Source organism: Stenotrophomonas sp. Iso1 (assembly GCF_027497995.1).
Lineage (GTDB): Bacteria > Pseudomonadota > Gammaproteobacteria > Xanthomonadales > Xanthomonadaceae > Stenotrophomonas.
This window is the reverse complement of record NZ_JAODBT010000001.1, coordinates 927919-950704: the sequence shown is the minus strand read 5'-3', so window position 1 is coordinate 950704 and position 22786 is coordinate 927919. Positions and strand designations below refer to the sequence as shown.

Here is a 22786-nt window from a genome sequence, read left to right as displayed (position 1 = left end):
ATAGAGCTGTCCGGAAACCTGGCAACTCTCTCCCAGGCGCGGCCTTTCTCAGCCCTTCAACGTACCGGGGCAAGCAAGGACATTCCGGAACTGCCCGGTCTGTCCGGGCTTCTTTTTTTCATCACTTTTTCACATGTGATTCCGCGAACATGCGTACGGTGATTTTGCCTGCGCCTTGCTCCAAGCATTGGTCGCCTATTGTCCCTCGTCTGACTGCATTCGCACTGCTTCGCCTTCCCGCCATTCCACCGCACCGCCGGCTTCCCGCCACGCCAGCCATGGAAAAACTGTGAGAATCGAGCATCACCTTTTGCACGGCGCCCAGTCATTGGATCTGCACGCGCAGCAACATGCGAAGGTGCATGCCATTGTCGGCAACGGTCGCGGATCGCGCCTGTCTATTCCGACTGGGTGGATCAGCATCACTCTGGTGTTGCGCGGCGTGTTGGAACTGAGCAATGGTGATACCCCTTGGCAACTGACCTCTCACCATCAACAGTTATGGTTGGACGGTGGCGTGCGCCATGTGAGCCGCACGCCTTGCTGGTGGCTGTGCGTGGCGGCACCAGCGCAACTGTGGCGCGAACTGCCGCACAGTACTCCTTGCGATACCAGCCTGATCCCCGTGGAAACCCACTGCCCCACGCAACTTGCCCGGCCCTTGGTACATATCGCGCGTACGCACTGGTACAAGAAAAACAGCGACGGGGGGGAAGTGGTCGACAACATGGTCTGGCTGCGCGATGCCATCGTCGAACACCAGGATGCGCAGCACCAACAGATGGATCGCTGCAGCGGACGCACCGCATTACGCCGGCACCAGACCTTGTTGCGCCTGCTCCGCGTGCAGCACCTGATCCGCTGCAATGTCGATGACCGCATCGACCTGACCCGGCTTGCCGCCATCGCGAACTATTCCCCCACCCATTTGATCCGCGTGTACCGCGAAGTATTCGGTGAGACACCTTGCGAATACGCCACCCGCCTGCGCCATCAGCGCGCGTGGGAGTTGGTGCGTTCCACCGACATGTCGGTCTGCGAGATTGCCGACGCACTCGGCTTTGAAAGCGAAAGCGCCTTCTGCCGTGCGTTCAAACATGCATTCGGCTGCACCACCAGCGAAGCGCGACGTGGCGCCCGTGCAATGATTTCAGTGCACGGGCACCTCGGCCTGACCACCGACGATGCGTTACAACTCCGCACCGGCGAAGCGACGCTGGCGCACTGAGCCTGAGCTCAATGCCCGCCGTCCAGCGCCTTCAATTCGCTGACCAATGAACTGGCCGCTTCTGCGCCGTCGCCGTACAGCATGCGGGTGTTGTCGGCGTAGAACAGCGCATTCTCGATGCCGGCAAAGCCCGTCCCCTTGCCGCGCTTGATGACGATGGTGTTCTTGGAATTGACCACGTCAAGAATCGGCATGCCGTAGATCGGGCTGGTCGGGTCCGTCTTGGCGACCGGGTTGACCACGTCGTTGGCGCCGATCACCAGCGACACATCGGTGACCGCGAACTCGGGATTGATGTCATCCATATCGGTGATCAGGTCGTACGGCACACCGGCCTCGGCCAGCAGCACGTTCATATGCCCGGGCATGCGCCCGGCCACCGGGTGGATGGCGAACTTTACCTTCACCCCGCGCTCGATCAAACGCTGCGCCAGTTCCCAGATCTTGTGCTGTGCCTGGGCCACCGCCATGCCGTAACCCGGCACGATCACCACGCGCTCGGCAAAGGCCATCATCGCTGCCACATCAGCTGCTTCAATCGGCTTCTGACTACCGCTGATTTCCGCGCCCTGGCCGCCTCCACCGAAGTTGGAAAACAGCACACCGCTGATCGGCCGGTTCATGGCCTTGGCCATCAATCGCGTCAGCAAGATGCCGGCGGCACCGACCATCATGCCGGCGATGATCAACGCCTCGTTGCCGAGCACATAACCTTCAAACGCCACCGCCAGACCGGTGAACGCGTTGTACAGCGAAATCACCACCGGCATGTCGGCACCGCCAATAGGCAGTGTCATCAACACGCCCAACGCAAGCGCCACCACGAAGAAGCTGATGATCGCTACCGGCTGCAGGCTGACCGCTGCCCACACGCCCAGCACCACCATCGCCACGGCCACCAGCAGATTGAACACCTGCTGCCCCGGGAAGGTAACGCGCTTATCCAAACGACCGTCGAGCTTGGCCCACGCGATGATCGAACCGGACAGCGACACCGCACCAATCGCCGAGCCAATCACCGCCAGTGCGAGCACCGTGGCTGACGGTTGTCGTGCGGCCAGATCAGCGATGGCCTGCGCGCTCCAATGACTGGTATCGCGATTGGCCACATCCGAAAAACGCAGCAGTTCCACCGCACCGATGGCCGCGGCCGAACCACCGCCCATGCCGTTGTACAGCGCCACCATCTGCGGCATGTCGGTGATGGCCACCTTCTTGGCCGACACCCACGCCAACCCGGTGCCCAGCAGCAACGCCACCATGATCAACGCGATGTTCTGCAGGCCCGGCAGGAAGAACGTGGCAACGGTGGCAATCAACATGCCCAGCCCCGCCCAGTGGATGCCGCTGCGTGCGGTTTTGGGCGATGCCATGCGCTGCAGGCCCAACAGGAACAACGTCGCGGCCACCAGATAACTCGTATTTACCAGCACCTGCATGCTCATGCACCCGCCTCCGAAATACTGCGTTCTTGCTTGCCAACCTGTTTGTCCAGGCGATGGTGTTCACGCATCTCGATGGCTGTTTTCAGCAGGCCGATCATGCCCAGGCCGAAAGCCACCAGACCCAACGAAAGCTGGCTCAACGCCGTGGAATCGGCCAAAGCCGCACCCAGCAGGCCCAGCACGGTCGGCACCAGCGTCTGCAGTGCGATCAGCCAGAGCATGAAGCGACCCTTGCGCGGGTCCTCCCATACCTTCCGGGAAACCTTGTTCTGCGTCTTGGTGGGGTCCTGCAGCGACGCCATGCCAATGCCCACGCCGGCATACAGCAAGGCGCTGTTGTAGGCATCGAGCATGCCTTGCATGCCGTTGAAGAGCGGCCGCGCCGCATACGCCAGGGCCACCAGCAATGCGGGGTACTGCAGATAACTGAGCCACTGGAAAACCTGCCGCGCATCCCAGCGGTGCGCGGTCGGGGCAGACGCCATCGCGCTCATTGTCCCTTCCCGTCCGGCTTCTTGGAGCTTTTGAACATTTCCAGCATGCGCTCGGTAACCACATAACCACCGGCGGCATTGCCTGCGCCCAGCGCCACGGCAATGAAGCCGATGGCTTTCTCCAGCGTGGTGTCGGCATGGCCCAGCACCACCATCGCGCCAATCAACACGATGCCGTGGATGAAGTTGGAACCGGACATCAACGGGGTATGCAGGATCACCGGCACCCGCGAAATGATCACATGGCCGGCAATGGCTGCCAGCATGAAGATATACAACGCCACGAACCCATCGCTCATTGCTGCTCTCTCCGAGGCTGGAACGGCCTGCCCGGCATCATAACCATGCTGGTCAAGGCGATGCGACCGTTGCGGTGTCAACCAATCCGGCTCTCGGGCGTTAACACCCCCAGTACCGACCGGAACGCTACCCTGTGCTGGTGACCAGCCCGCCCCTGACGTCCATCGCCCCGCCCGCCTCGCTGGATGCCTTCCTGGCGGGCATCGGCCCGCGTGCGTTCCGCTTCGCCGAGGCCGGACTGCGCCAGCGTGACGATGCGCTAGACGCGGTGCAGGACGCAATGGAGCGCATGCTCGGTTACCGCGAGCATCCGTCCGAAGAATGGACACCGCTGTTCTGGAGCATCCTGCGCCGCCGCATCATCGACCTGCAGCGCCGCCGCAGTTTCCGCCTGAAGTTCTGGGCACCGCAGGAAGAGCAGGACCAGGACAGCGCCATCGACTGGGCAGACGAAACCGCCGGCCCGGCGCAACAGCACGAGCAGCAGCAGGACTATGCGCGGCTGGTGCAGGCACTACGCCAGCTACCGGCACGCCAGCGCGAAGCTTTCGGACTACGCGTGCTGCAGGAGCTGGATGTCGCCACCACGGCCAAAGCCATGGGCTGTTCGGAAGGCTCGGTCAAAACCCACCTGTCGCGCGCGCGCGACGCTTTGCAGAAACAACTGGAGGCCTCGCGGTGAATCGCATGCCCACACCCCCGCACGACGATTTCGACCAATCGCTGCGGCAGCTGCAGCAACATGCTGAAGGTGCACTCTCGCCGGTCACGCTGTCGCGGCTGCGGCAGGCACGTCAGCACGCCACCTCGGCCGATGCCGCCGCATCGCCCTGGCGCCGCCGTGGCTGGTGGCTGGCCACCGCCTGCTCGGCGGTACTGGCCGTAACCGTGGCGGCGCGCTTCAACAACACCGCACCGCCGGTCCTGCCCGCCAGCACCGCAGCGGTAACCAGCGACGACACCTCCGATGACACCCTGCTATTCGACGAAAGCCCGGAGCTGTACCTCTGGCTGGGCTCGGACGGCGCCTTGGCAATGGAATGAAGACCATGAAGACCCTGACATCCCGTCTGCTTCTGCCCTTGTTGATGGCCTTGGCCAGCGCGCCCGCCATGGCGCAGCAGCCGCTACCGGAATGGGACCAGCTCAGTCCTGCCCAGCGCGAAACCTTGGTCGCCCCCATGCGCGACCGCTGGAATGCGTCGCCCGAGCGCCGCCAGCGCGTTTACGACCATGCGCGCAGCTGGCAGCAGATGACGCCGGAACAACGCGAACAAGCCCGTCGAGGCATGCATCGCTTCGAGCATATGGCACCGCAGCAGCGCCGTGAGGCGCAGGCGTTGTTCGCCAGAATGCGTGGCATGGGTAAAGAGCAACGCCAGCAGCTGCACGACCAATGGCAGAAGATGACGCCAGAGCAGCGCCGGCAGTGGGTGGAAGCAAATCCGCCACCGGCGCGGTCGCAGCGCTGAGGAAAGGAATCCCTCGTAGAGGGGCCCGTCAGCTGCGATGAAACCTTCGCTGGTTTGACGATTTTCTACGCGGAAGCGGAACGTCAAAGGCTCCCCTCATCCGGTGCTTCGCACCCCCTTCTCCCGCAAGCGGGAGAAGGGAGCCACATCGCCCGGTGTTACCTGACTGTTCTGGGCCGCGAACGTTTCGCCTCAAGCAGAACCCCATCTCTTCTCCCGCTTGCGGGAGAAGAGAGCGGAGTCGCTCGGTGTTACCTGACTGTTCCGGGCTGCGAACGTTTCGCCTCAAGCAGAACCCCCTCCCTTCTCCCGCTTGCGGGAGAAGAGAGCGGAGTCGCTCGGTGTTACCTGACTGTTCCGGGCTGCGAACGTTTCGCCTCAAGCGGAACCACATCCCTTCTCCCGCCTGCGGGAGAAGGGGGTGCGAAGCACCGGATGAGGGCGCTCTTGGCGCTTGCCCTGGCGCGCTTGTCCCACCCCACCAGCGCCCGCCTCAAACCGGCGGAATCTCTCCACCGGCCGGCCGCGCGGGCCATACCGTCTTTGCCAGCAACTCGTCGTTCCAATCGAACTGCAACGCGCCGTCCTTCAGGAACAGCGCGACGAAGTTGTAGACGTTGCGCGCGTACATCTCGCTGGCATGCACAGCGCCCATGCTGGCCAGGTCCAGTGGCCCTGACACGGTCACACCGCCAACCTCCACGGTTTCACCTGGCCGGGTTGCCTCGCAGTTGCCACCAGTTTCCGCGGCCAGATCGACAATCACACTGCCTGGGCGCATGCCGTCCACCATCGCCGCAGTGATGATCTTCGGTGCCGGACGCCCCGGCACCGCGGCGGTGCAGACCACCACGTCCACACCTTTCAGGTGTTCGGCCAGACGGCGCTGCTGCTCGGCACGCTCGTCGTCGGTCAGCTGGCGGGCATAACCACCCTCACCTGCGGCACTGACGCCCAGGTCCAGGAACTTGCCACCCAATGATTCAATCTGCTCGCGGGTTTCCGGGCGGACATCGAAACCTTCCACCTGCGCGCCCAACCGCTTGGCCGTGGCCACGGCCTGCAAACCGGCCACACCCGCACCGACGATCAATACCTTGGACGGGCGGATGGTGCCGGCAGCCGTGGTCAGCATCGGGAAAAACCGCGGTGCGAGCTGCGCGGCGATCAAGGTCGCTTTGTAGCCAGCCATACCGGCCTGCGAACTGAGTACGTCCATCGCCTGCGCGCGCGTGGTGCGCGGTAGACGTTCCAACGGGAAGGTCTGCAGCTGGCGTGACTGCAGGGCGCTGCTGCGTTCGCTGTCGGCCTGTGGATGCAGCATGCCGACCAGCGTGGCGCCTTGTTTGAGGCGCGCGATCACCGTTGGCGGCGGCGTCTGTACGCACAGCACCAGTTCACCCTGCTCCAGTGCATCGTCAATCTGTGCCCCAGCGTCCAGGTAGGACTGGTCGGTGAAACCTGCGGACTGGCCCGCGCCGGGTTGCACATGCACCCGTGCGCCAGCGGCCAGCAACTTCTTCACTGTCTCCGGCGTGGCGGCAACGCGCCGCTCGCCGCTTGCAGCTTCCTTCAACACCCGTACATCAACGGCCATTCCGGTACCCGATGCGCAGTGGATAAACACCCGGATCGTAGCAAAGCCGAAGCACTGCGGCAGATTGCCTGCCGCACGCGGGTCAGTTGGCCGGGGTGGCCTGCGGCTCCAGTCGGTCGAGCACGCCCTGCATGGCACTGTCGAAGGCACCGTCGTCCACATGCGGGCGCAAACGGCCCAGCCGCACCATCACCGCCAGTTCTTCGGGCGAGGCCACGCAGAAACGGATGCCACGGCGGCTGACGAACAGCAGGCGCGAGGAGATCGGGCTCACCCAGGACAGCTTGCCGGCCTGCATCTTGCCGTCCTTGTCGATGAAGTCCAGCCAGGTGCCGATTTCCATGCGGCGGAAACGTTCGGCGTCGGCGTCATCGAAATCCTCGGCCTTGGCGCTGTTGCCAAACTCGATGGCAGGCGCTTCCTGTACCGGCGGGCTCGGCAAAGCCACCTGCGGCAGCTCGGGCAGCGCGCGTTCCAGTTCGGGACGGGCCTCGGCGATGGCTTGCAATGTGTCATGCAGGGCATCGATTGCACTGCTGCCGCCGTCACCATGCAGGCCTACGCTGGAAAATACCTTGCGCAAGGCCGGCTGGCAGGCTTGCAGCCACGGCTTGCCGACAATGTGCCGGCGCGCCTGCCCCACCTCTTCCAGCATGTCGTCGGCCAGCTTCAAGGCCTCGGCCACGCCCTCGCCCTCGTCACCTTCGCGCAGCAGCGTCATCGTCAAATGATGGCTCCACGGCTGGCGCAGGAAGTCGTTGATCGCCTTCGGCAGCGCGGTGCCTTCCACACGCTTGTCCAGTTCGGTACCGGCACGGCTGCGCGCCATTTCCAGCTTCTCTTGGCCGCGCTGGGTTTCAGCGGCGCGGCGCTCGGCAATCTCGATGCGGCGACGGTGCTGGGAGAGGAACTCGCGGAACTCTTCTTCCAGGGTCAGGAAGATCGCCAGGTTCTCGTTGAACTCGGCGGTCAACCTTTCAATGATTTCTTCGACCTTGCCCATCAGCGCGCGCTCAGCCTGGCTTTCGCCGGCATTGCCTTCGCAGGCTTCTGCCAGCGAGTTGAGCAACTTGCGCGCGGGATGGGTTTTCTGCACGAACATGCGCCGGTCCAGCATGGCGACCTTGACGAAGGGCACCACCAGGCGGCCGATCAGCTCACGCGAACGGCCCTCCAGATCACGCTCGTCCAGCATCACGTCGAACAGCATGCCCACCAGGTCGATGGCGTCTTCGTCCTGCGGGTCCAAGTGCGCCTGCGCCGGATCGACACCCAGACGGGTAGCACCGGACAGCACTTCGCTCTTGAGCCGCTGCGCCAGTGATTCGCCGTCTTCGCCGACCGCTGCGCGCAGCGTGGCGCTGGGCGTGGCTTGCAGCAGCGACAGCACCGACATCATTTCGCGCTGGTTGAGTGAACGTTGCTGAGCGTTGGCGTTGTTCAGCGCAGCGCCTGCGGCGCTCACGCCCTCGCGGGTCTGGCGGGTCTGCGCCAACAGTTCATGCAGCGCCTCCAGCACCACACTCTGGTGGTTGCCAAAGCCGCCGTCCTCATCAAAACCGCCGCCTGCCGCTGCGCCACCAGCGTCGTGGCCGGCAGCGCCGGACATGCTGCTACGGCGCTGGCTCCAACGTTCGGAGAAACGCTGCGCCCACATGGGCGCATGACCGGCGTCCTGGCTGTCATCTTCGTCCTGCTGCGGTTGCGCTGCCGCTGGGCGCGCAGGCGCGGCACGGCGCGGTGCCGGCACTTCTGGCGCGGCGCCGGCCTGGGCCAGGCGTTCGTCCACCGATTCGTACAGCTTGCCGATACCCACGGCGAACTCGCGTTCGCACAGTTTGAACAGCACCAGCCGCACTTCCGGCGCCAGTTCGCAGGTATAGAACGCTTCATGCACGGCCACACCGATGTGCTCGGGGCCGATGGGGTTGGTATCCGCGTCCAGCGCAGGCACGCCGCTGATCCACGCCAGGCGGTGATCCAGCCGCGCCAGCACCTGCTTCCAGTCGCGCAGCAGAACGGTGGCGAAATTACGCACCGCCAGACGCGATTCAAGAACGTGCTCGGGCACCAGGCTCAGGCCACCGTCGCTCTGCCCGGCCAACACGCTGTCAGCCGACAGCGGAGTGCCAGCTTCGAGCGCCGACCAGGCCTGCTGCAGATGGGTACCGAAACGCTGGGCGATTTCTTCCCGGCGCCGGCGCAGCTCGCGCATGCCGTCCAGGAAGGCCAGCTGCGACGGACCGGCAGTTTCGGCGCGGTCGAACAATACGTCGTCAAAGCCGGCCAGCACCTTGCCGAAGGCTTGCGACAGCATCGGCAAAGCCGCCTCGCGCGAAAGCACCAGCAGGTTCGGGTTACGGCCGGGCTGACCGGCGGGATGCGGATTGGAGATCATGCGCAAAGGCTCCACACCCTGTAAGGCGCTGGCATTCTGGAAAACGGATGGTTGATTGCAGACGCGGCCCCTGAACCCGCGTGCGCATGGTAGGCGGAGAAGCTGAACAGGGTCAGTGATGCAGTGCGCACTTCATACCTCATGGCCGGCGTGCCGGCATAAGCCGACATGCTAAGCGTGCTGCGGGATATTGGCGAATCCTGCGGTATTCAGCCGCCCGACGGAGTGCACAGAATTGCCGGCCGCAACCGCCAACGGGCCGTTATGGCACCGCCGTCTATAATCCATGGCCGTGTTTCCCCACCGGTGAGTCATGCCCGACAACTGCTTCATGCAAGCGCTGGACCAACGCCTTTCGGTCCCATCCAGGCAACTGAGCGAGCCTGCCCCGGACGCGGACACCCTACTGCGCATGCTCCAGTCCGCAGTGCGCGTACCCGACCACGGCAAGCTGGTGCCGTACCGTTTCCTGCAATTGCGCGGCGATGCGCGTCACGCTCTGGGCGAATTTCTGGCCCAGCGCAGCCGCCAGCGTGATCCGCAGGCTGCCGAGGCGGTGGTCGAAAAAGACCGCCTGCGGTTTTCGCATGCGCCGCTGATCGTTACGGTCATCGCCCGCCTGCAGCCGGAGCACAAGGTGCCGGCGCAGGAACAGCTGTTGACCGCCGGCTGTGTGTGCTTTGCGCTGCTGCAGGCAGCACAGGGCGCAGGCTTCGGTGCACAGTGGCTGACCGCATGGATGGCCTACGACGCTGAGGTCAGCCGTCATCTGGGTCTGGTCGAGAACGAACGCATCATCGGTTTCATCCATATCGGCACGCCAAAGCTGGTCATCCCCGATCGCGACCGCCCCGATCCGGCAACGCTGCTGCAGGACTGGCAGCCGTGAGTGCCGTGCAAGCGCGGCAGCCGCTCTATCTGATCGACGCCAGCCTCTACGTCTTCCGCGCTTGGCACTCGATGCCCAATGAGTTCCAGGACAGCCAGGGCTGGCCGGTCAACGCCGTGCACGGCTTTGCACGCTTCCTGCTGGACCTGCTGGAGCGCGAGCGTCCCCGCCACATCGCCGTGGCCTTCGACGAAGCGCTGGACAGCTGCTTCCGGCACGCGCTTTACCCGGCTTACAAGGCCAACCGCGACCCGGCACCGGATGAACTGCGCCGCCAGTTCGCTCACTGCAAGGCGCTGTGCGCGGCATTGGGCCTGGATGTGTTGGCCGACCGCGAATACGAGGCCGACGACCTGATTGGCAGCGCGCTGCAGGCCGGCCACCAACACACCCTGCGCGGCGTGATCGTCTCGGCCGACAAAGACCTGTCGCAGCTGCTGCTCGAACACGACGAACAATGGGACTACGCCCGCAACCAACGCTGGGGCGCTGCCGGTGTGAAGGCGCGCCACAGCGTGCATGCACACCAGATGGCCGACTACCTGGCGCTGTGTGGCGACGCGGTGGACAACATCCCTGGCGTGTCCGGCATCGGCACCAAATCGGCAGCGGTACTGCTGGCCCATTTCGGCAGCCTGGACGCACTGTTGGAGCGCATCGACGAAGTGCCGTTCCTGCGCCTGCGCGGTGCCGCCACCATGGCCGTACGCCTGCGCGAACAACGCGAGCAGGTGTTGTTGTTCCGTCAGCTGACCACCATTGCCATCCAAGCACCGTTGGCCAATGCACAGCCCGCGTTCGTGCGCAGCCCTGCCGATGCCGACATGCTCGGCGGTCTATGCGAAGCGCTGCGCTTTGGCCCGCTGACCCGGCGCCGGCTACTGGCAGCGGCGGGCATTGAATCCCCCTCTTCTCCCGCAAACGAGTTCGCATGAGCCAGAAAACCGAAGCGCCCCGCGTCGTCTACGAAGGCAAGTATCAACGCATGGTCGTGCGCGGCACCTGGGAATACAGCGAGCGCACACACGCCGGTGGGCTGGCCGCGATCATCATCGCGGTGACACCGAACGACGAGGTGCTGTTCGTCGAACAGTTCCGCGTACCGCTGCAGGCACGCACCATCGAAATGCCGGCCGGGCTGGTGGGTGACATCACCGCGGGCGAATCCATCGAGGATTCGGCCGTACGCGAGCTGGAAGAAGAAACCGGCTGGACCGCCAGCCACGCCGAGGTACTGATGATCGGCCCCACTTCGTCCGGCGCCAGCAGCGAGAAGATCGCCTTCGTACGTGCCACTGGCCTGCGCAAGGTTGGCAACGGCGGTGGCGATGCCAGCGAGGACATCACGGTGCACACCATTGCGCGCAGCCGCGCCGCAGCGTGGTTGGTGGAAAAAATGGGCGAAGGTTACGAACTGGACGCCAAGCTGTGGGCCGGCCTGTGGATGATCGAGCACCACCTCGATGGGAGGCCGCGTGGCTGATTCCGGCCTGCAAACCTCCCTGCCGCTACTCGGCGTTGACGACCCGGCGGTGTTCACCGTGCACAACCCGCACGGCACTTCACCGTTCGTGCTGTTGGCCGACCATGCCGGCCAACGCGTGCCGGCGGCACTGAACGAACTGGGCTTGGCGCAGACCGAGCTGGATCGTCACATCGGCTGGGATATCGGCATTGCCGGCACCACCCGCGCGTTGGCACAGCGATTGGACGCCTGGGCCATTGAACAGACCTACTCGCGGCTGCTGATCGATTGCAACCGGCCGCTGGTTTCGCCGACGTTGATTCCCGAAGTGAGCGACGGCACGGCCATTCCCGGCAACATCGGCTTGAGTGATGCGCAGCGCGAGCAACGCATCGCTGCGATCCACGCGCCGTACCACGCCCATATCAACGCCGAGCTGGATCGCCGCCGCGATGCGAGTATTCCCACGTTGTTGGTGATGATGCACAGCTTCACACCGGCAATGAACGGCTTCCAGCGCCCGTGGCATGCCGGGGTGCTCTATCACCAGGACACGCGCTTTGCCCATGCGTTGCTGCAGGCACTGCGTGACGAAGGCGATCTGGTGGTCGGCGACAACCAGCCGTATTCGGTGAACACCCACAGCGACTACGCCGTCCCGGTCCACGGCGAAGCACGCGGCCTGGTGCACGTGGAGCTGGAGATCCGCCAGGACCTGATTGCCGACGCTGCTGGGCAACAGGCCTGGGCCGAACGCCTGGAGCGCCTCTTCCGCACTCTGCAGACCAGCTTGCTGCAACGGTAGTGCCGAGCCGCGCTCAGCAAAGGCACTCCCAACACTCGTGAAATGGCCTGAGCGGAACCTAACTCCACTTCGCAGGGGCTCTCCCGGAAAAACCGGCAGAGCCCTGTTCCGTTTTAGCCGGCGAAGGAATCGGTAGCGCGCACCAGCGCATCCACGTTCTCAGCCTCAAATGCCGAGTGACCCGAGGCCGGTGAAATCTGCAGCTCCGCCTTCGGCCAAGCCTTGTGCAGTTCCCAGGCGTTGGCCAGCGGGCATACCACGTCGTAGCGGCCGTGCACGATCACGCCCGGGATATGCGCGATCTTGTGCGCGTCGCGCAGCAGCTGATCTTCCACTTCAAAGAAGCCACCGTTGACGAAGTAGTGGTTCTCGATGCGCGCAAACGCCAGCGCGAACTGCGGGTCTTCGTGGCTGTTGATGAAGTCGTCATCCACATGCAGGAAACTGGTCGCGCCTTCCCACACACTCCATGCCCTGGCCGCTGCCAGACGCGTGGCTTCGTCGTCGCTGGTCAGGCGGCGATGGAAGGCGGAGATCAGGTCGTGACGTTCCACCGCCGGGATCGGCTTGAGGTAGTGCTCCCACGCATCCGGGAACAAGCGATTGGCGCCTTCCTGATAGAACCATTCCAGTTCCCAGCGGCGCAGCATGAAGATGCCGCGCAGCACGAGTTCGGTCACGCGCTGCGGGTGGGTCTCGGCATAGGCCAGCGCCAGGGTGGAACCCCAGCTGCCGCCGAACACCTGCCACTGTGTGACGCCCAGCTTCTCGCGCAGCTTTTCGATATCGGCAACAAGATCCCAGGTGGTGTTGTCCACCAGATCAGCGTGCGGGGTGGAGCGGCCGGCGCCACGTTGGTCGAACAGGATGATGCGGTACTTGGCCGGATCGTGGAAACGACGCATGTTGTCCGAGCAACCGCCGCCGGGACCACCATGCAGCATCACCACCGGCTTGCCATCCGGGTTGCCGCACTGCTCGAAATACAGCGTGTGGCGGCCATCGACCTGCAGCGTGCCGGTTTCGTAAGGGGTGATTTCGGGGTAGAGCGTGCGCATGGCGACCTCGCGGGAAACGGATTCGCTAGTTTAGCGCAGGCCTGTTTTCGCGATGTTTGCGAAGTGTTTGTACGGGGTTGCTGAGCTTGGCGGCCTGCCCCAACCCCTCTCCTGCGGGAGGAGGGCTTTCGTTGCACGATTCAACGCGGCTGATAGGTCGACGGCGTGATCCGGTCCAGCAACAGCAGGCCATCGAACCGTTTCCGTGCTTCGGGCAACGACAAAGTCTCCTGGTAATCCATGCTCCACAACCGCGCCGTCGGATCACTCTCGCCCGGCAATGCGCCCGCCTGCAGATCGACGAACAGCGCACCGCTCGGTGATGCCGCAGTCAATGCAGGTTCCAGCAGACCCGGCTTGATCGGCACATCAATCACACGCTGATCGACATAGTCGAGATAGCGCCCCCGCGCACCAGCAAAATGCAGCACGTATGTCTGCGCCTGCAACGCTGCAGACAGCGCGCGGGTAACGTTGTCCACCGGCGGCAATCCGCCAGCATGTCCTTCGCGATAACCGCCAAGGCGATTGAGATGCGCGTAGTGCCCCCACACCACCATTTTGCGCCCCGGGTAGGCCTGCTCCATTAGCCATTGCAGGTTGCCGGCCATCACCGGGTCATGTTCGTCGAACGGCCTGCGCTCCCATGCCACTTCAGCCATGCGCTGCAGGCTGACGTTGACACGCCGCCAGAAGCCGTCGCTGTTGAATACATCCGTGCCGTGGTCGCTATCGGGCGCGGGCAGCAAGGTGTCCAGCCATTGCCCGTCTTGCAGGAACTGCACCTGCGTTGCCGCGTCTGCCATGGCCAACTGGCCATTGAGCAGACGCTGCAGCTGTTCCAGATGGCGCGCCAGCCGGAGCGTCTGCGAAGCATCCAACGGTTGCCGCGAAAGATGCGCATGCAACTGCGGCACAAGCACCGTCTTCGACAGACCGCCGCTCAGGCGTCCGTCCAAACCCGCCAGTTCCAGCGGACGTGCGCTGCTGCGTTGCGCATCCAGGTAGTCGAACAACGGCAAGACTTCGGCGCTGTTGGCATACATGTAGAAAATGTTGCCCGGTGCCAGCGGGCGCACCGGCTGGCGCAACTGCCACAAGCGCGCTACGTCGAACAGGCCACTTTCCAGCACCAGCACATCAAAGTCCTTTTGTGCATGCAGGTAACGCACCACGCGGGCTTTGTAGGCATAGATGTTGCCTTCGCCATGGGTGAGTTCGTCCAGCATCACGATGCGCTTGTCGCCAATGGCCTCGCCCAACGGTGCCAAGTCGGCAAAGTCATCCTGCTCAGCAATAGCCGCACGCAACGGATGTAGCGGCGCATCGGCTGCGCAGGTCACAACGGGCAGGCAGACCAGCAACAACACCAGCAGGGAAACAACACGCGGCAATCGTTTCATCGGGCATCCAGGGTGGAAGTTTGCGTCCCGATCCTAGGTGCGCCGCCGCCCCGCTGTCACGGCAAAAAAGAGGCTTTTATCGGCTTCAATTACGATGTCCTGCACATTGGCGCACTGCTTCGCCACTCACTGTCCGCAGGCATTCCATGGAAGCGCCGCCCTCTCTGCGACACGCCATTGCATGACGTCGTGCCACAGGAAATCAGACAGCCAGACGTCCCAGTGTGACCCGATCTCGCTGCTCCATATCCTGCACGGTCTGCGCCCCTACAAAGCCAGCCTGCTCCAACAACTCGCGGATCGCCGGGCCTTGATCCCAACCGTGCTCCAGCAGCAGCCAGCCGCCCGGGACCAGGTGTTCATGCGCGCCGCTGATGATTTCGCGGATCGCATCCAGCCCGTCAGCACCGGAAGCCAGCGCCGGCGGCGGTTCGAAGCGCAGATCACCCTGTTGCAGGTGCGGGTCGCCGGCCGCGATGTAAGGCGGGTTGCTGACGATCATGTCGAAACGGTCCGCGCCCAATGCCGTGTACCAGTGCCCACGACGGAACCAGACGTTTTCCAGTCCATGCGCCTGTGCGTTCTTCACTGCCACAGCGAGCGTTGGCCCCAGCACATCGGTCGCCATCACCGTCGCCAACGGGCGCTCGCTGGCGATGGACAGCGCAATTGCACCGCTGCCCGTGCCCATGTCGGCCACCCGCACCATGTCGTCGGCCGGCAGGCGCGCCAATGCCTGCTCGACCAGCAATTCGGTCTCCGGGCGGGGAATCAGGGTCGCGACATTGACCTCGAGATCCAGCGTCCAGAACCCACGGCGGCCGACCAGATAGGCCAGCGGATGGCCTTCCACACGGCGCTGCAGCAGCAGCTCGAAGCGCTCTTGATCGGCTGGAGCCACCTCATCGGTGGCATGGGCGAACAACCAGGCGCGCTCGACACCCAGGGTGTGGAGCAGCAACTGCTCGGCCTCGTGACGGGCATCTTCGCCCGGCAAACGGGCAGCCGCTTCCCGCAACAGCTCGGCAATCTTCACCGTGGACACTTCACTACCCCTTCGCGGGAAATTCCTGGACGGCGAGGATAGTCACCGCGCCCCGCCCTGCCTACCGCCCGGACAGCGTTCGGATACATCCCGCCTATGCCAAACCGTTCAGCTTCGCGACAACACGGCTTGGAAACCCGTCAAAGCCCCCGATATTGGGGAATACGATGCTTTGACCGCCCTTATTGATAGTCAATACCTATTGATTCGATGCATCCAATTCATTTGTCTTATTAGGCACAGCCTATTAGTCTTTGCTCCAACGATTCACCCCGCCCCTTCACCCAAGAGGAAGCAACATGTCCCTTATCAACACCCAGGTTCAGCCGTTCAAGGTCAATGCGTTCCACAACGGCAAGTTCATTGAAGTCACCGACGCCTCGCTGAAGGGCAAGTGGTCTGTGCTGATCTTCATGCCGGCTGCATTCACCTTCAACTGCCCGACCGAGATTGAAGACGCCGCTGACAACTATGCCGAGTTCCAGAAGGCCGGTGCCGAGGTCTACATCGTGACCACCGACACCCACTTCTCGCACAAGGTGTGGCACGAAACCTCGCCGGCCGTGGGCAAGGCGAAGTTCCCGCTGGTCGGCGACCCGACCCATCAGCTGACCAATGCGTTCGGCGTGCACATTGCCGAAGAAGGCCTGGCGCTGCGTGGCACCTTCGTGATCAACCCGGAAGGCGTGATCAAGACCTCGGAGATCCACTCCAACGAGATCGCCCGTGACGTGTCCGAGACCCTGCGCAAGCTGAAGGCCGCTCAGTTCACCGCCGCACACCCGAACGAAGTGTGCCCGGCCAAGTGGAAGGAAGGCGAAAAGACCCTGACCCCGTCGCTGGACCTGGTCGGCAAGATCTAAGTCGTACCGCACTCCCACCCCGCCCTCACGGCGGGCGTGGGGGTGAACCGCAGCGTGTTGATGCCAGCCAGCACCACGCCCGCAAGCTCAGCAGCGCGCTGCGGTTCACCCCTATTTCTATTGGCGCCCGGCCTTACCGCAGCGGCGTCACACCCCCGCTTTGCCTCAACGAAGGAGTTGCTCATGCTCGACGACAGCCTCAAGACCCAGTTGCAGCAGTACATGGGCCTGTTGCGCCAACCGCTGCGCCTGATTGCCTCTCTCGATGACAGCGCCGCCAGCCAGGACATGCGCGGCCTGCTTGACGACATCGTCGCTGCCGGCGGCGGCAAGATCACGTTGGATGCCTCCGGCAACGATGCACGCAAGCCCTCGTTCGTTATCGCCCGTGAAGGCCAGAGCCACGGCGTGCGTTTCGCCGGCCTGCCCCTGGGCCACGAGTTTGAATCGCTGGTGCTGGCCCTGCTGTGGACCGGTGGCCATCCGCCGAAGGTGGCGCAGGACGTGATCGACAGCATCAAGGCCATCGACGGTGAGTTCACCTTCGACGTCTATATGTCGCTGACCTGCCACAACTGCCCGGACGTGGTGCAGGCGCTGGCACTGATGGCGATTTTGAATCCGAAGATCAGCACCACGGTGATCGAGGGCGGCACCTTCCAGCAGGAAGTGGAGCAGCGCCAGGTGATGGCCGTGCCGATGGTGTTCCAGGGCGGTGAAATGTTCGACTCCGGCCGCATGAGCCTGGAGCAGATCGTGGCCAAGCTCGACACCGGCGCCATTGCCCGCGAAGCCGAAAAGATCAAGGCCAAGGAGACATTCGACGTACTGGTGGTGGGCGGTGGCCCGGCCGGCGCAGCGGCGGCGATCTACGCCGCACGCAAGGGCATCCGTACCGGCGTTGCCGCCGAGCGTTTCGGTGGCCAGGTGCTGGACACCATGGCCATCGAGAACTTCATCTCGGTGCAGCACACCGAAGGCCCGAAGCTGGCCAGTGCACTGGAAGCCCATGTACGTGAGTACGAGGTGGACATCATGAACCTGCAGCACGCCACCAAGCTGGTGCCGGCCGGTGCCGATGGCCTGGTCGAAATACAGCTGGAAAACGGCGCTTCGCTGAAGTCCAAAACCGTGATCCTGTCCACCGGCGCACGCTGGAGGCAGATGAATGTGCCGGGCGAGAACGAGTACCGCAACAAGGGCGTGGCTTACTGCCCGCACTGCGACGGCCCGCTGTTCAAGGGCAAGCGCGTGGCGGTGGTGGGTGGTGGCAACTCGGGCATCGAGGCCGCCATTGACCTGGCCGGCATCGTCAGCCACGTCACCGTGCTCGAGTTCGACAGCAAGCTGCGCGCCGACCAGGTGTTGCAGGCCAAGCTCAACAGCCTGCCCAACGTGAAGGTGGTGCTCAACGCACAGACCACCGAAGTGCTGGGCGACGGCCAGAAGGTCACCGGTGTGGTCTACACCGACCGCGTCGGTGGCGATTCGCACCGCGTGGAGTTGGAAGGCATCTTCGTGCAGATCGGTTTGCTGCCGAACACCGAGTGGTTGCGTGGCTCGGTGGAGCTGAGCGGCCGTGGCGAAATCATCATCGACGACCGTGGCCAGACCAACGTGCCGGGCGTGTTCGCTGCCGGTGACTGCACCACGGTGCCGTACAAGCAGATCATCATCGCCATGGGCGCCGGCTCGACCGCCGCACTCAGTGCGTTCGATCATCTGATCCGCAGTTCGGCACCGGCACCGGTTGCGGCAGTTGCCGAAACGGCCTGATCCACAACCATCCGTCAAGAGGAGCAAAGAGTGAGAGGAAGCATCGGCGGCCTCTCACTCTTTTCGCCGTTCCTGCGACATGACCGGAGTTCGACATGAACCTGCGTGACTTGAAATACCTGGTAGCGCTGGCCGAACACAAGCACTTCGGTCGCGCCGCTGCATCCTGTTTTGTCAGCCAGCCCACGCTCTCCACCCAGATCAAGAAGCTGGAGGAAGAGCTGGGCGTGCCGCTGGTCGAGCGTGCGCCACGCAAGGTGATGCTGACCCCTGCCGGGCGCGAAGCGGCCGCACGCGCGCGCAACATCGTGGCCGAAGTCGAGCAGATGAAGGAAGCCGCGCGCCGCAGCCGCGATCCGGAAGCTGGCACCGTGCGCCTGGGCATCTTCCCCACGCTTGGCCCCTATCTGTTGCCACATGTCGTACCGGCGATCCGCCAGCGCTTCCCGCAATTGGAAATGCTGTTGGTCGAGGAAAAGAGCGATGTACTGATGGCGCAATTACGCAACGGCCAACTCGACGCCGCGGTATTGGCATTGCCGATCAACGACGAACAACTGCACATCGAATCCCTGTTCGAGGAACCCTTCGTACTGGCCGCACCAGAAGGTCATCCGTTGACCGCGCATTCGTCGCTGAGCCTGGACGATCTGTCCAACCAGCGCCTGTTGCTGCTGCAGGACGGCCACTGCCTGCGCGACCAAGCACTGGATGTCTGTCACTTGGCTGGCGCGCTGGAGAAGTCCGAATTCCAGGCCACCAGCCTGGAGACCCTGCGTCAGATGGTCGCAGCCAACGTCGGCGTGACCCTGCTGCCGATGCTGGCGGTGAAACCACCGGTGGCGCGTTCGGAAAACATCCACCTGATTCCATTCAAGGGCCAACCGGTGCCCAATCGCCGTATCGCCATGATCTGGCGCCGCAGTTCGGCGATGGGTGCATTTTTGGAACAGCTGGCGCAGTTGTTCCGGCAACTGCCCGCGGGCTTGCTTGAGTTCTCCCAAGAGCCGGTCCGGGCGTCGGACTGAGTCTCACTCTGCCGATGGAGCAGAAGCAGGGCTTTACCGCAATCGGACAAATCCTGCGAAACCGCCCCAGTGTCATGCACCAAAAGGAAGGGAAAGGGCGTTTTTCGGGAACCCACAAACCTGAACACCCCCTACCTCCACATTGCATCCGGCCCTGACCGGCCCCATGATCGGTACAGGGTCGCAACCGGCCCGTGTTACCAGCACAATAGTGATCAGGCGGCGCCGTCAAGGCGTCGCCTTTTGCTTGCTTTTTCAATAGATTTTTTTACTGATAAGGAACATCCAATGACCAGCCAAAGCGGTCTGCCGCCATCCATCATCGTTTCCAGCCGCGACCTGGCCCGCCTTGAAGCCATGCTCGACTCCCCGGCCCTGAGCCGGCACCCCGCCGCCGTCGCCCTGTCCCTGGAGCTGGAGCGCGCGCAAGTGCTGCCGCCGGAAGAAATCCCCGCAGGCATCGTCACCATGCATTCGCGTGTGGATTGCATTGACGAACTGCACGACGAAAAGCATTCCCTGACCCTCGTCTATCCGCACGAAGCGGATTTCGACAAGGGCCACGTATCGATCCTGGCACCCGTTGGCAGCGCCCTGCTCGGCCTGTCGGTTGGCCAGACCATCGACTGGACTGCCCCCGGTGGTCGTCAGCTGCGCCTGTGCGTAACCGCCGTCCATTACCAGCCCGAAGCCGCTGGCGATATCAACCGCTGAGCGCACCGCGCCGGCCCTGCTCCACAGGAACACGCAATGACCCAGGCCCCCTCCAAACTCGCCCAGCTGCGCGAACTGTCCGTCGTCGTCGCCGACACCGGTGACTACGACGCCATCAAGCGCCTGCGCCCGGTGGATTGCACCACCAACCCGACGTTGGTGAAGAAAGCCCTCGACCTGCCGGTGTACGCCGGTCTGATCGAGCGCGAGTTGCAGTGGGGCCGTGCCCAGGCTGGTGAAACGCAGGACATCGCGAAAGCCGTGGTGGATCGCCTGACCGTGGGCGTGGGCACCATGTTGGCCGAGCTGGTGCCCGGCCGCGTCTCCACCGAAGTGGACGCCGACCAGGCGCACAACACCGACGCCACCATCGCCAAAGCGCGCGAGTTCATCGCCATGTATGAAGCGGCCGGCGTGCCACGCAGCAAGGTGCTGATCAAAATCGCCGCTACCTGGGCGGGTGTCGAAGCCGCCCGCGTGCTGCAGGCCGAAGGCATCGATTGCAACCTGACGCTGATCTTCAACCCGACCCAGGCCCTGGCCTGTTCGGAAGCCGGTGCCTTCCTGATCTCGCCGTTCGTCGGCCGCATTCTGGATTGGTACGTGGCCAACGGCCAGACCCCGACCACCATCGACGAAGACCCGGGCGTGCAGTTCGTGCGCGGCGTGTATGCCGAATTCAAGCGTCGCGGTTCGCCGACCGTGGTGATGGGCGCCTCGTTCCGTTCGACCGCGCAGATTGAAGCGCTGGCCGGTTGTGACCGTTTGACCATCTCGCCGGACCTGCTGGAAAAGCTGGATGCCGATACCGGTGAGCTGCCACGCACGCTGGTGGCGGGCGCTGCAGAAGCGGTGAACGTCGTGGCCATTGATGAAGCCCAGTTTGAAGCGGACCTTGCTGCCGATCCGATGGCAACCGAGAAGCTGGCCACCGGCATTGATGCGTTCGCCAAGGATCTGCAGACCCTGCGTCAGCGGATTGCGGATGAGTTGAGCAAGTAACCGCACGCGCAATGCCTGATCAACTCCCTTCTCCCGCGTGCGGGAGACAGTTCGGCAGGAAGCCGAACTGCACGGCAAAGCCGCCCGAAGGGTGAGCCACAGGGATGTGCCGAATGCAGGTGCCCTGAAGGGGCGGATGAGGGGGCTCTTTAGCTCTACGCGCTTTTAGAGCGCCCTCACCCCAACCCCTCTCCCGTAAACAGGAGAGGGGCTTTGAGCAAAGGCTTTGAGCAAAAGCTTTGAGCAAAAGCTTTGAGCAGAGCCAAAGCAAAGCTAAAAAATCCCCAGCTCCAGCCCTGCTGCGAGCAATGCACCCAGTTCCCGTGCGCGCTCCAACTCTGCTTCCGGCACCTGCTTCTCCGCTGCAATCGCCTCCGGCGTCTGCGCATGCGTGCAAACCAATACCGGTTCGGCCACTTCGCGTAAACGCAACCCTGTCGCGATGCGCTGCAACTGCGCAATGGTCGGGTGACCATCCGAACCCGCACACACCACCAACGCATAGGGCTTGCCGTCGCACCGTCCCAATAGCGGGTAGTAGCTCCGGTCGAAGAAGTCCTTCATCGCGCCACTGATCGAGGCCAAGGTCTCAGGCGTGGCAAACACCACCGCATCAGCCGCCAGCACGTCTTCGGCGCCCGCATCGGCGGCATGCAGCAAGCTCACCTGCAATGCCTCACCGCCTACCTCGCGGGCCGACGCTGCCAGTGTTTCAGCCATCGTGCGCGTGGCGCCGGTGAAACTGTGCCATACCACCAGCAACCGGCGTGGTGCGGCAGCCATCACCTCAAACGTCCAGGCCGATCGGGCAGCTCACACCGGTGCCACCCATGCCGCAATAGCCGTTGGGATTCTTGGCCAAGTACTGCTGGTGCTGATCCTCGGCGTAGTAGAACGGCGGTGCCGGGAATGCAATTTCCGTGGTGATGTCCCCATAACCGGCCGCATGCAGCTGCTGTTGATAGGCATCGCGGCTGGCCAGCACGGCTTCCCACTGCGCCTGCGTGTGGCAATAAACAGCCGAACGGTATTGGGTGCCGGTGTCGTTGCCCTGACGCATGCCCTGGGTGGGATCATGGTTCTCCCAGAAAGTCCGCAGCACCGTCTCCTGCGTTACCTGTGCCGGGTCGAACACCACCCGCACCACTTCGGTATGCCCGGTAAGCCCGGAACAGACTTCCTCGTAACTCGGGTTGGGTGTGACGCCGCCCTGATAGCCCACCGCCGTGGTCACCACGCCTGGCAGCTGCCAAAACTTGCGCTCAGCCCCCCAGAAACATCCCATGCCAACGTCCAGCACCTGCAGTCCGGTGAAATCACCTTGCAATGGCTGGCCGTTGACGAAATGCATGTTGTGCAGCGGCAATGGCGCATCGCGCCCCGGCAATGCTTCTTCCGGGCGTGGCAGGCGCTGCTTGAACGCACCAATTCCCAACAGCCCTTGGCTGATTCCCAACATGATCAACTCCTCAAAGAACGTATATGCGATGCCGCCCTACCCCATACCCGTGACAGGGCAAGAGCACGTGGTCAGGCCGGCAGAAAACCCGGCGCTTCATCGTCATCTGAAATGGGGTCAGCAGGCCCCGCGTCCAAGGCCAGCTCGGCGACGATTTCATCGGCTTCGGGCTTGGCCATGTCGGGCACGCAGACACGCAACATGCCGAACAACGGCAGTTCGCCGCCGGCGCCCAGCAGGGATTCGCCGAACACGAACGCCGGGATGCCTGCGTCCTCCAGCGCATGCTTGACCAAGTGCGCATCGAACAGATTGTTTGTCTGGTAAACCAGTTGCATCGGGATC

General features: G+C 63.5%; 24 protein-coding genes. 13 read left to right on the top strand and 11 right to left on the bottom strand.

What is annotated here, in order from left to right; translation table 11 throughout:
* The first annotated feature begins 289 nt into the window (after positions 1–289).
* Entirely contained in the window at positions 290–1228 is a 939-nt protein-coding gene (locus PAN08_RS03895) for an AraC family transcriptional regulator (RefSeq protein ID WP_269790223.1), read from the top strand.
* A gap of 8 nt (positions 1229–1236) precedes the next feature.
* Here PAN08_RS03895 and PAN08_RS03890 read toward each other — a convergent pair whose 3' ends face one another.
* The 3 genes from PAN08_RS03890 to PAN08_RS03880 are packed head-to-tail and all read right to left on the bottom strand — an operon-like array spanning position 1237 to position 3466.
* Positions 1237–2673, bottom strand: a complete 1437-nt coding sequence (locus tag PAN08_RS03890) for an NAD(P)(+) transhydrogenase (Re/Si-specific) subunit beta (RefSeq protein WP_269790222.1) — start codon at positions 2671–2673, stop codon at positions 1237–1239.
* A complete protein-coding gene (locus tag PAN08_RS03885; protein ID WP_269790221.1) occupies positions 2670–3167 on the bottom strand; it encodes a hypothetical protein in 498 nt (165 codons plus the stop codon). Before PAN08_RS03885 ends, PAN08_RS03890 begins: the two co-directional genes overlap by 4 nt.
* Positions 3164–3466, bottom strand: a complete 303-nt coding sequence (locus tag PAN08_RS03880) for an NAD(P) transhydrogenase subunit alpha (protein ID WP_057633060.1) — start codon at positions 3464–3466, stop codon at positions 3164–3166. Before PAN08_RS03880 ends, PAN08_RS03885 begins: the two co-directional genes overlap by 4 nt.
* A 134-nt stretch (positions 3467–3600) precedes the next feature.
* Between PAN08_RS03880 and PAN08_RS03875 the strand changes: the two genes are divergently transcribed.
* The 3 genes from PAN08_RS03875 to PAN08_RS03865 are packed head-to-tail and all read left to right on the top strand — an operon-like array spanning position 3601 to position 4939.
* Positions 3601–4149, top strand: a complete 549-nt coding sequence (locus tag PAN08_RS03875; RefSeq protein ID WP_332840087.1) for an RNA polymerase sigma factor — start codon at positions 3601–3603, stop codon at positions 4147–4149.
* Positions 4150–4154: 5 nt separating this feature from the next.
* Positions 4155–4511: a hypothetical protein gene (locus tag PAN08_RS03870; RefSeq protein WP_269790219.1), complete on the top strand. Its 357-nt coding sequence runs from the start codon at positions 4155–4157 to the stop codon at positions 4509–4511.
* Positions 4508–4939, top strand: a complete 432-nt coding sequence (locus tag PAN08_RS03865) for a DUF3106 domain-containing protein (RefSeq protein WP_269790218.1) — start codon at positions 4508–4510, stop codon at positions 4937–4939. The genes PAN08_RS03870 and PAN08_RS03865 overlap by 4 nt, the downstream gene beginning before the upstream one ends.
* A gap of 493 nt (positions 4940–5432) precedes the next feature.
* Here the strand turns inward: PAN08_RS03865 and PAN08_RS03860 are convergent, their stop codons facing one another.
* The gene (locus PAN08_RS03860) at positions 5433–6536 is read right to left on the bottom strand and encodes an NAD(P) transhydrogenase subunit alpha (RefSeq protein WP_269790217.1); all 1104 of its coding nucleotides are present in this window, start codon (positions 6534–6536) and stop codon (positions 5433–5435) included.
* Positions 6537–6618: 82 nt separating this feature from the next.
* Positions 6619–8934: a DUF1631 domain-containing protein gene (locus tag PAN08_RS03855; protein WP_269790216.1), complete on the bottom strand. Its 2316-nt coding sequence runs from the start codon at positions 8932–8934 to the stop codon at positions 6619–6621.
* A 313-nt stretch (positions 8935–9247) separates the two neighbouring features.
* On the opposite strand from PAN08_RS03855, the gene PAN08_RS03850 reads away from it, so the two are divergent.
* Genes PAN08_RS03850 through PAN08_RS03835 form a run of 4 tightly spaced genes read left to right on the top strand, consistent with a single transcriptional unit; the run spans position 9248 to position 12093 of the window.
* Positions 9248–9823 carry a nitroreductase gene (locus tag PAN08_RS03850; RefSeq protein ID WP_269790215.1) on the top strand — a complete coding sequence of 192 codons (576 nt, stop codon included), beginning with the start codon at positions 9248–9250 and terminating at the stop codon, positions 9821–9823.
* Complete coding sequence (locus PAN08_RS03845) at positions 9811–10758, top strand: 5'-3' exonuclease H3TH domain-containing protein (RefSeq protein ID WP_269791160.1); 948 nt, start codon at positions 9811–9813, stop codon at positions 10756–10758. The genes PAN08_RS03850 and PAN08_RS03845 overlap by 13 nt, the downstream gene beginning before the upstream one ends.
* A complete protein-coding gene (locus tag PAN08_RS03840) occupies positions 10755–11306 on the top strand; it encodes an NUDIX hydrolase (protein ID WP_269790214.1) in 552 nt (183 codons plus the stop codon). Before PAN08_RS03845 ends, PAN08_RS03840 begins: the two co-directional genes overlap by 4 nt.
* A complete protein-coding gene (locus PAN08_RS03835; RefSeq protein WP_269790213.1) occupies positions 11287–12093 on the top strand; it encodes an N-formylglutamate amidohydrolase in 807 nt (268 codons plus the stop codon). The genes PAN08_RS03840 and PAN08_RS03835 overlap by 20 nt, the downstream gene beginning before the upstream one ends.
* A gap of 113 nt (positions 12094–12206) precedes the next feature.
* Here the strand turns inward: PAN08_RS03835 and pip are convergent, their stop codons facing one another.
* The 3 genes from pip to prmC all read right to left on the bottom strand — a co-directional run bounded on the left by pip (position 12207) and on the right by prmC (position 15599).
* Complete coding sequence (pip, locus tag PAN08_RS03830; protein WP_269790212.1) at positions 12207–13151, bottom strand: prolyl aminopeptidase; 945 nt, start codon at positions 13149–13151, stop codon at positions 12207–12209.
* 140 nt (positions 13152–13291) lie between these two features.
* Positions 13292–14554, bottom strand: coding sequence for an erythromycin esterase family protein (locus tag PAN08_RS03825; RefSeq protein ID WP_269790211.1), 1263 nt, complete (start codon positions 14552–14554; stop codon positions 13292–13294).
* A 202-nt stretch (positions 14555–14756) separates the two neighbouring features.
* The gene (gene prmC / locus PAN08_RS03820; RefSeq protein WP_269790210.1) at positions 14757–15599 is read right to left on the bottom strand and encodes a peptide chain release factor N(5)-glutamine methyltransferase; all 843 of its coding nucleotides are present in this window, start codon (positions 15597–15599) and stop codon (positions 14757–14759) included.
* Positions 15600–15898: 299 nt separating this feature from the next.
* On the opposite strand from prmC, the gene ahpC reads away from it, so the two are divergent.
* From ahpC to PAN08_RS03795, 5 genes are all read left to right on the top strand, one after another.
* A complete protein-coding gene (ahpC, locus tag PAN08_RS03815) occupies positions 15899–16462 on the top strand; it encodes an alkyl hydroperoxide reductase subunit C (protein ID WP_057633045.1) in 564 nt (187 codons plus the stop codon).
* A gap of 183 nt (positions 16463–16645) precedes the next feature.
* Positions 16646–18238 carry an alkyl hydroperoxide reductase subunit F gene (ahpF, locus tag PAN08_RS03810; protein ID WP_269790209.1) on the top strand — a complete coding sequence of 531 codons (1593 nt, stop codon included), beginning with the start codon at positions 16646–16648 and terminating at the stop codon, positions 18236–18238.
* Positions 18239–18333: 95 nt separating this feature from the next.
* The gene (gene oxyR / locus PAN08_RS03805) at positions 18334–19266 is read left to right on the top strand and encodes a DNA-binding transcriptional regulator OxyR (protein ID WP_269790208.1); all 933 of its coding nucleotides are present in this window, start codon (positions 18334–18336) and stop codon (positions 19264–19266) included.
* A gap of 288 nt (positions 19267–19554) precedes the next feature.
* On the top strand, positions 19555–19980 hold the full coding sequence (rnk, locus tag PAN08_RS03800; RefSeq protein WP_269790207.1) for a nucleoside diphosphate kinase regulator: 426 nt from the start codon (positions 19555–19557) through the stop codon (positions 19978–19980).
* 36 nt (positions 19981–20016) lie between these two features.
* Complete coding sequence (locus tag PAN08_RS03795; protein ID WP_269790206.1) at positions 20017–20982, top strand: transaldolase; 966 nt, start codon at positions 20017–20019, stop codon at positions 20980–20982.
* A 273-nt stretch (positions 20983–21255) separates the two neighbouring features.
* Here PAN08_RS03795 and PAN08_RS03790 read toward each other — a convergent pair whose 3' ends face one another.
* The 3 genes from PAN08_RS03790 to PAN08_RS03780 form a co-directional block, all read right to left on the bottom strand.
* Positions 21256–21765, bottom strand: a complete 510-nt coding sequence (locus PAN08_RS03790; protein WP_269790205.1) for an NAD(P)H-dependent oxidoreductase — start codon at positions 21763–21765, stop codon at positions 21256–21258.
* A 4-nt stretch (positions 21766–21769) separates the two neighbouring features.
* The gene (gene msrA, locus PAN08_RS03785) at positions 21770–22420 is read right to left on the bottom strand and encodes a peptide-methionine (S)-S-oxide reductase MsrA (protein ID WP_269791159.1); all 651 of its coding nucleotides are present in this window, start codon (positions 22418–22420) and stop codon (positions 21770–21772) included.
* 92 nt (positions 22421–22512) lie between these two features.
* The gene (locus PAN08_RS03780) at positions 22513–22779 is read right to left on the bottom strand and encodes a DUF2007 domain-containing protein (RefSeq protein ID WP_269790204.1); all 267 of its coding nucleotides are present in this window, start codon (positions 22777–22779) and stop codon (positions 22513–22515) included.
* Positions 22780–22786: the final 7 nt, after the last annotated feature.

What these genes read in the sequence shown, in the direction of transcription:
- PAN08_RS03890 (WP_269790222.1), bottom strand. Translation starts at nt 2,673, where the DNA reads ATGAGCATGCAGGTGCTGGTAAATACGAGTTATCTGGTGGCCGCGACG.
- PAN08_RS03885 (WP_269790221.1), bottom strand. Translation starts at nt 3,167, where the DNA reads ATGAGCGCGATGGCGTCTGCCCCGACCGCGCACCGCTGGGATGCGCGG.
- PAN08_RS03880 (WP_057633060.1), bottom strand. Translation starts at nt 3,466, where the DNA reads ATGAGCGATGGGTTCGTGGCGTTGTATATCTTCATGCTGGCAGCCATT.
- PAN08_RS03870 (WP_269790219.1), top strand. Translation starts at nt 4,155, where the DNA reads ATGCCCACACCCCCGCACGACGATTTCGACCAATCGCTGCGGCAGCTG.
- PAN08_RS03865 (WP_269790218.1), top strand. Translation starts at nt 4,508, where the DNA reads ATGAAGACCATGAAGACCCTGACATCCCGTCTGCTTCTGCCCTTGTTG.
- PAN08_RS03860 (WP_269790217.1), bottom strand. Translation starts at nt 6,536, where the DNA reads ATGGCCGTTGATGTACGGGTGTTGAAGGAAGCTGCAAGCGGCGAGCGG.
- PAN08_RS03855 (WP_269790216.1), bottom strand. Translation starts at nt 8,934, where the DNA reads ATGATCTCCAATCCGCATCCCGCCGGTCAGCCCGGCCGTAACCCGAAC.
- PAN08_RS03850 (WP_269790215.1), top strand. Translation starts at nt 9,248, where the DNA reads ATGCCCGACAACTGCTTCATGCAAGCGCTGGACCAACGCCTTTCGGTC.
- PAN08_RS03840 (WP_269790214.1), top strand. Translation starts at nt 10,755, where the DNA reads ATGAGCCAGAAAACCGAAGCGCCCCGCGTCGTCTACGAAGGCAAGTAT.
- PAN08_RS03835 (WP_269790213.1), top strand. Translation starts at nt 11,287, where the DNA reads ATGGGAGGCCGCGTGGCTGATTCCGGCCTGCAAACCTCCCTGCCGCTA.
- pip (WP_269790212.1), bottom strand. Translation starts at nt 13,151, where the DNA reads ATGCGCACGCTCTACCCCGAAATCACCCCTTACGAAACCGGCACGCTG.
- PAN08_RS03825 (WP_269790211.1), bottom strand. Translation starts at nt 14,554, where the DNA reads ATGAAACGATTGCCGCGTGTTGTTTCCCTGCTGGTGTTGTTGCTGGTC.
- ahpC (WP_057633045.1), top strand. Translation starts at nt 15,899, where the DNA reads ATGTCCCTTATCAACACCCAGGTTCAGCCGTTCAAGGTCAATGCGTTC.
- ahpF (WP_269790209.1), top strand. Translation starts at nt 16,646, where the DNA reads ATGCTCGACGACAGCCTCAAGACCCAGTTGCAGCAGTACATGGGCCTG.
- oxyR (WP_269790208.1), top strand. Translation starts at nt 18,334, where the DNA reads ATGAACCTGCGTGACTTGAAATACCTGGTAGCGCTGGCCGAACACAAG.
- rnk (WP_269790207.1), top strand. Translation starts at nt 19,555, where the DNA reads ATGACCAGCCAAAGCGGTCTGCCGCCATCCATCATCGTTTCCAGCCGC.
- PAN08_RS03795 (WP_269790206.1), top strand. Translation starts at nt 20,017, where the DNA reads ATGACCCAGGCCCCCTCCAAACTCGCCCAGCTGCGCGAACTGTCCGTC.
- PAN08_RS03790 (WP_269790205.1), bottom strand. Translation starts at nt 21,765, where the DNA reads ATGGCTGCCGCACCACGCCGGTTGCTGGTGGTATGGCACAGTTTCACC.
- PAN08_RS03780 (WP_269790204.1), bottom strand. Translation starts at nt 22,779, where the DNA reads ATGCAACTGGTTTACCAGACAAACAATCTGTTCGATGCGCACTTGGTC.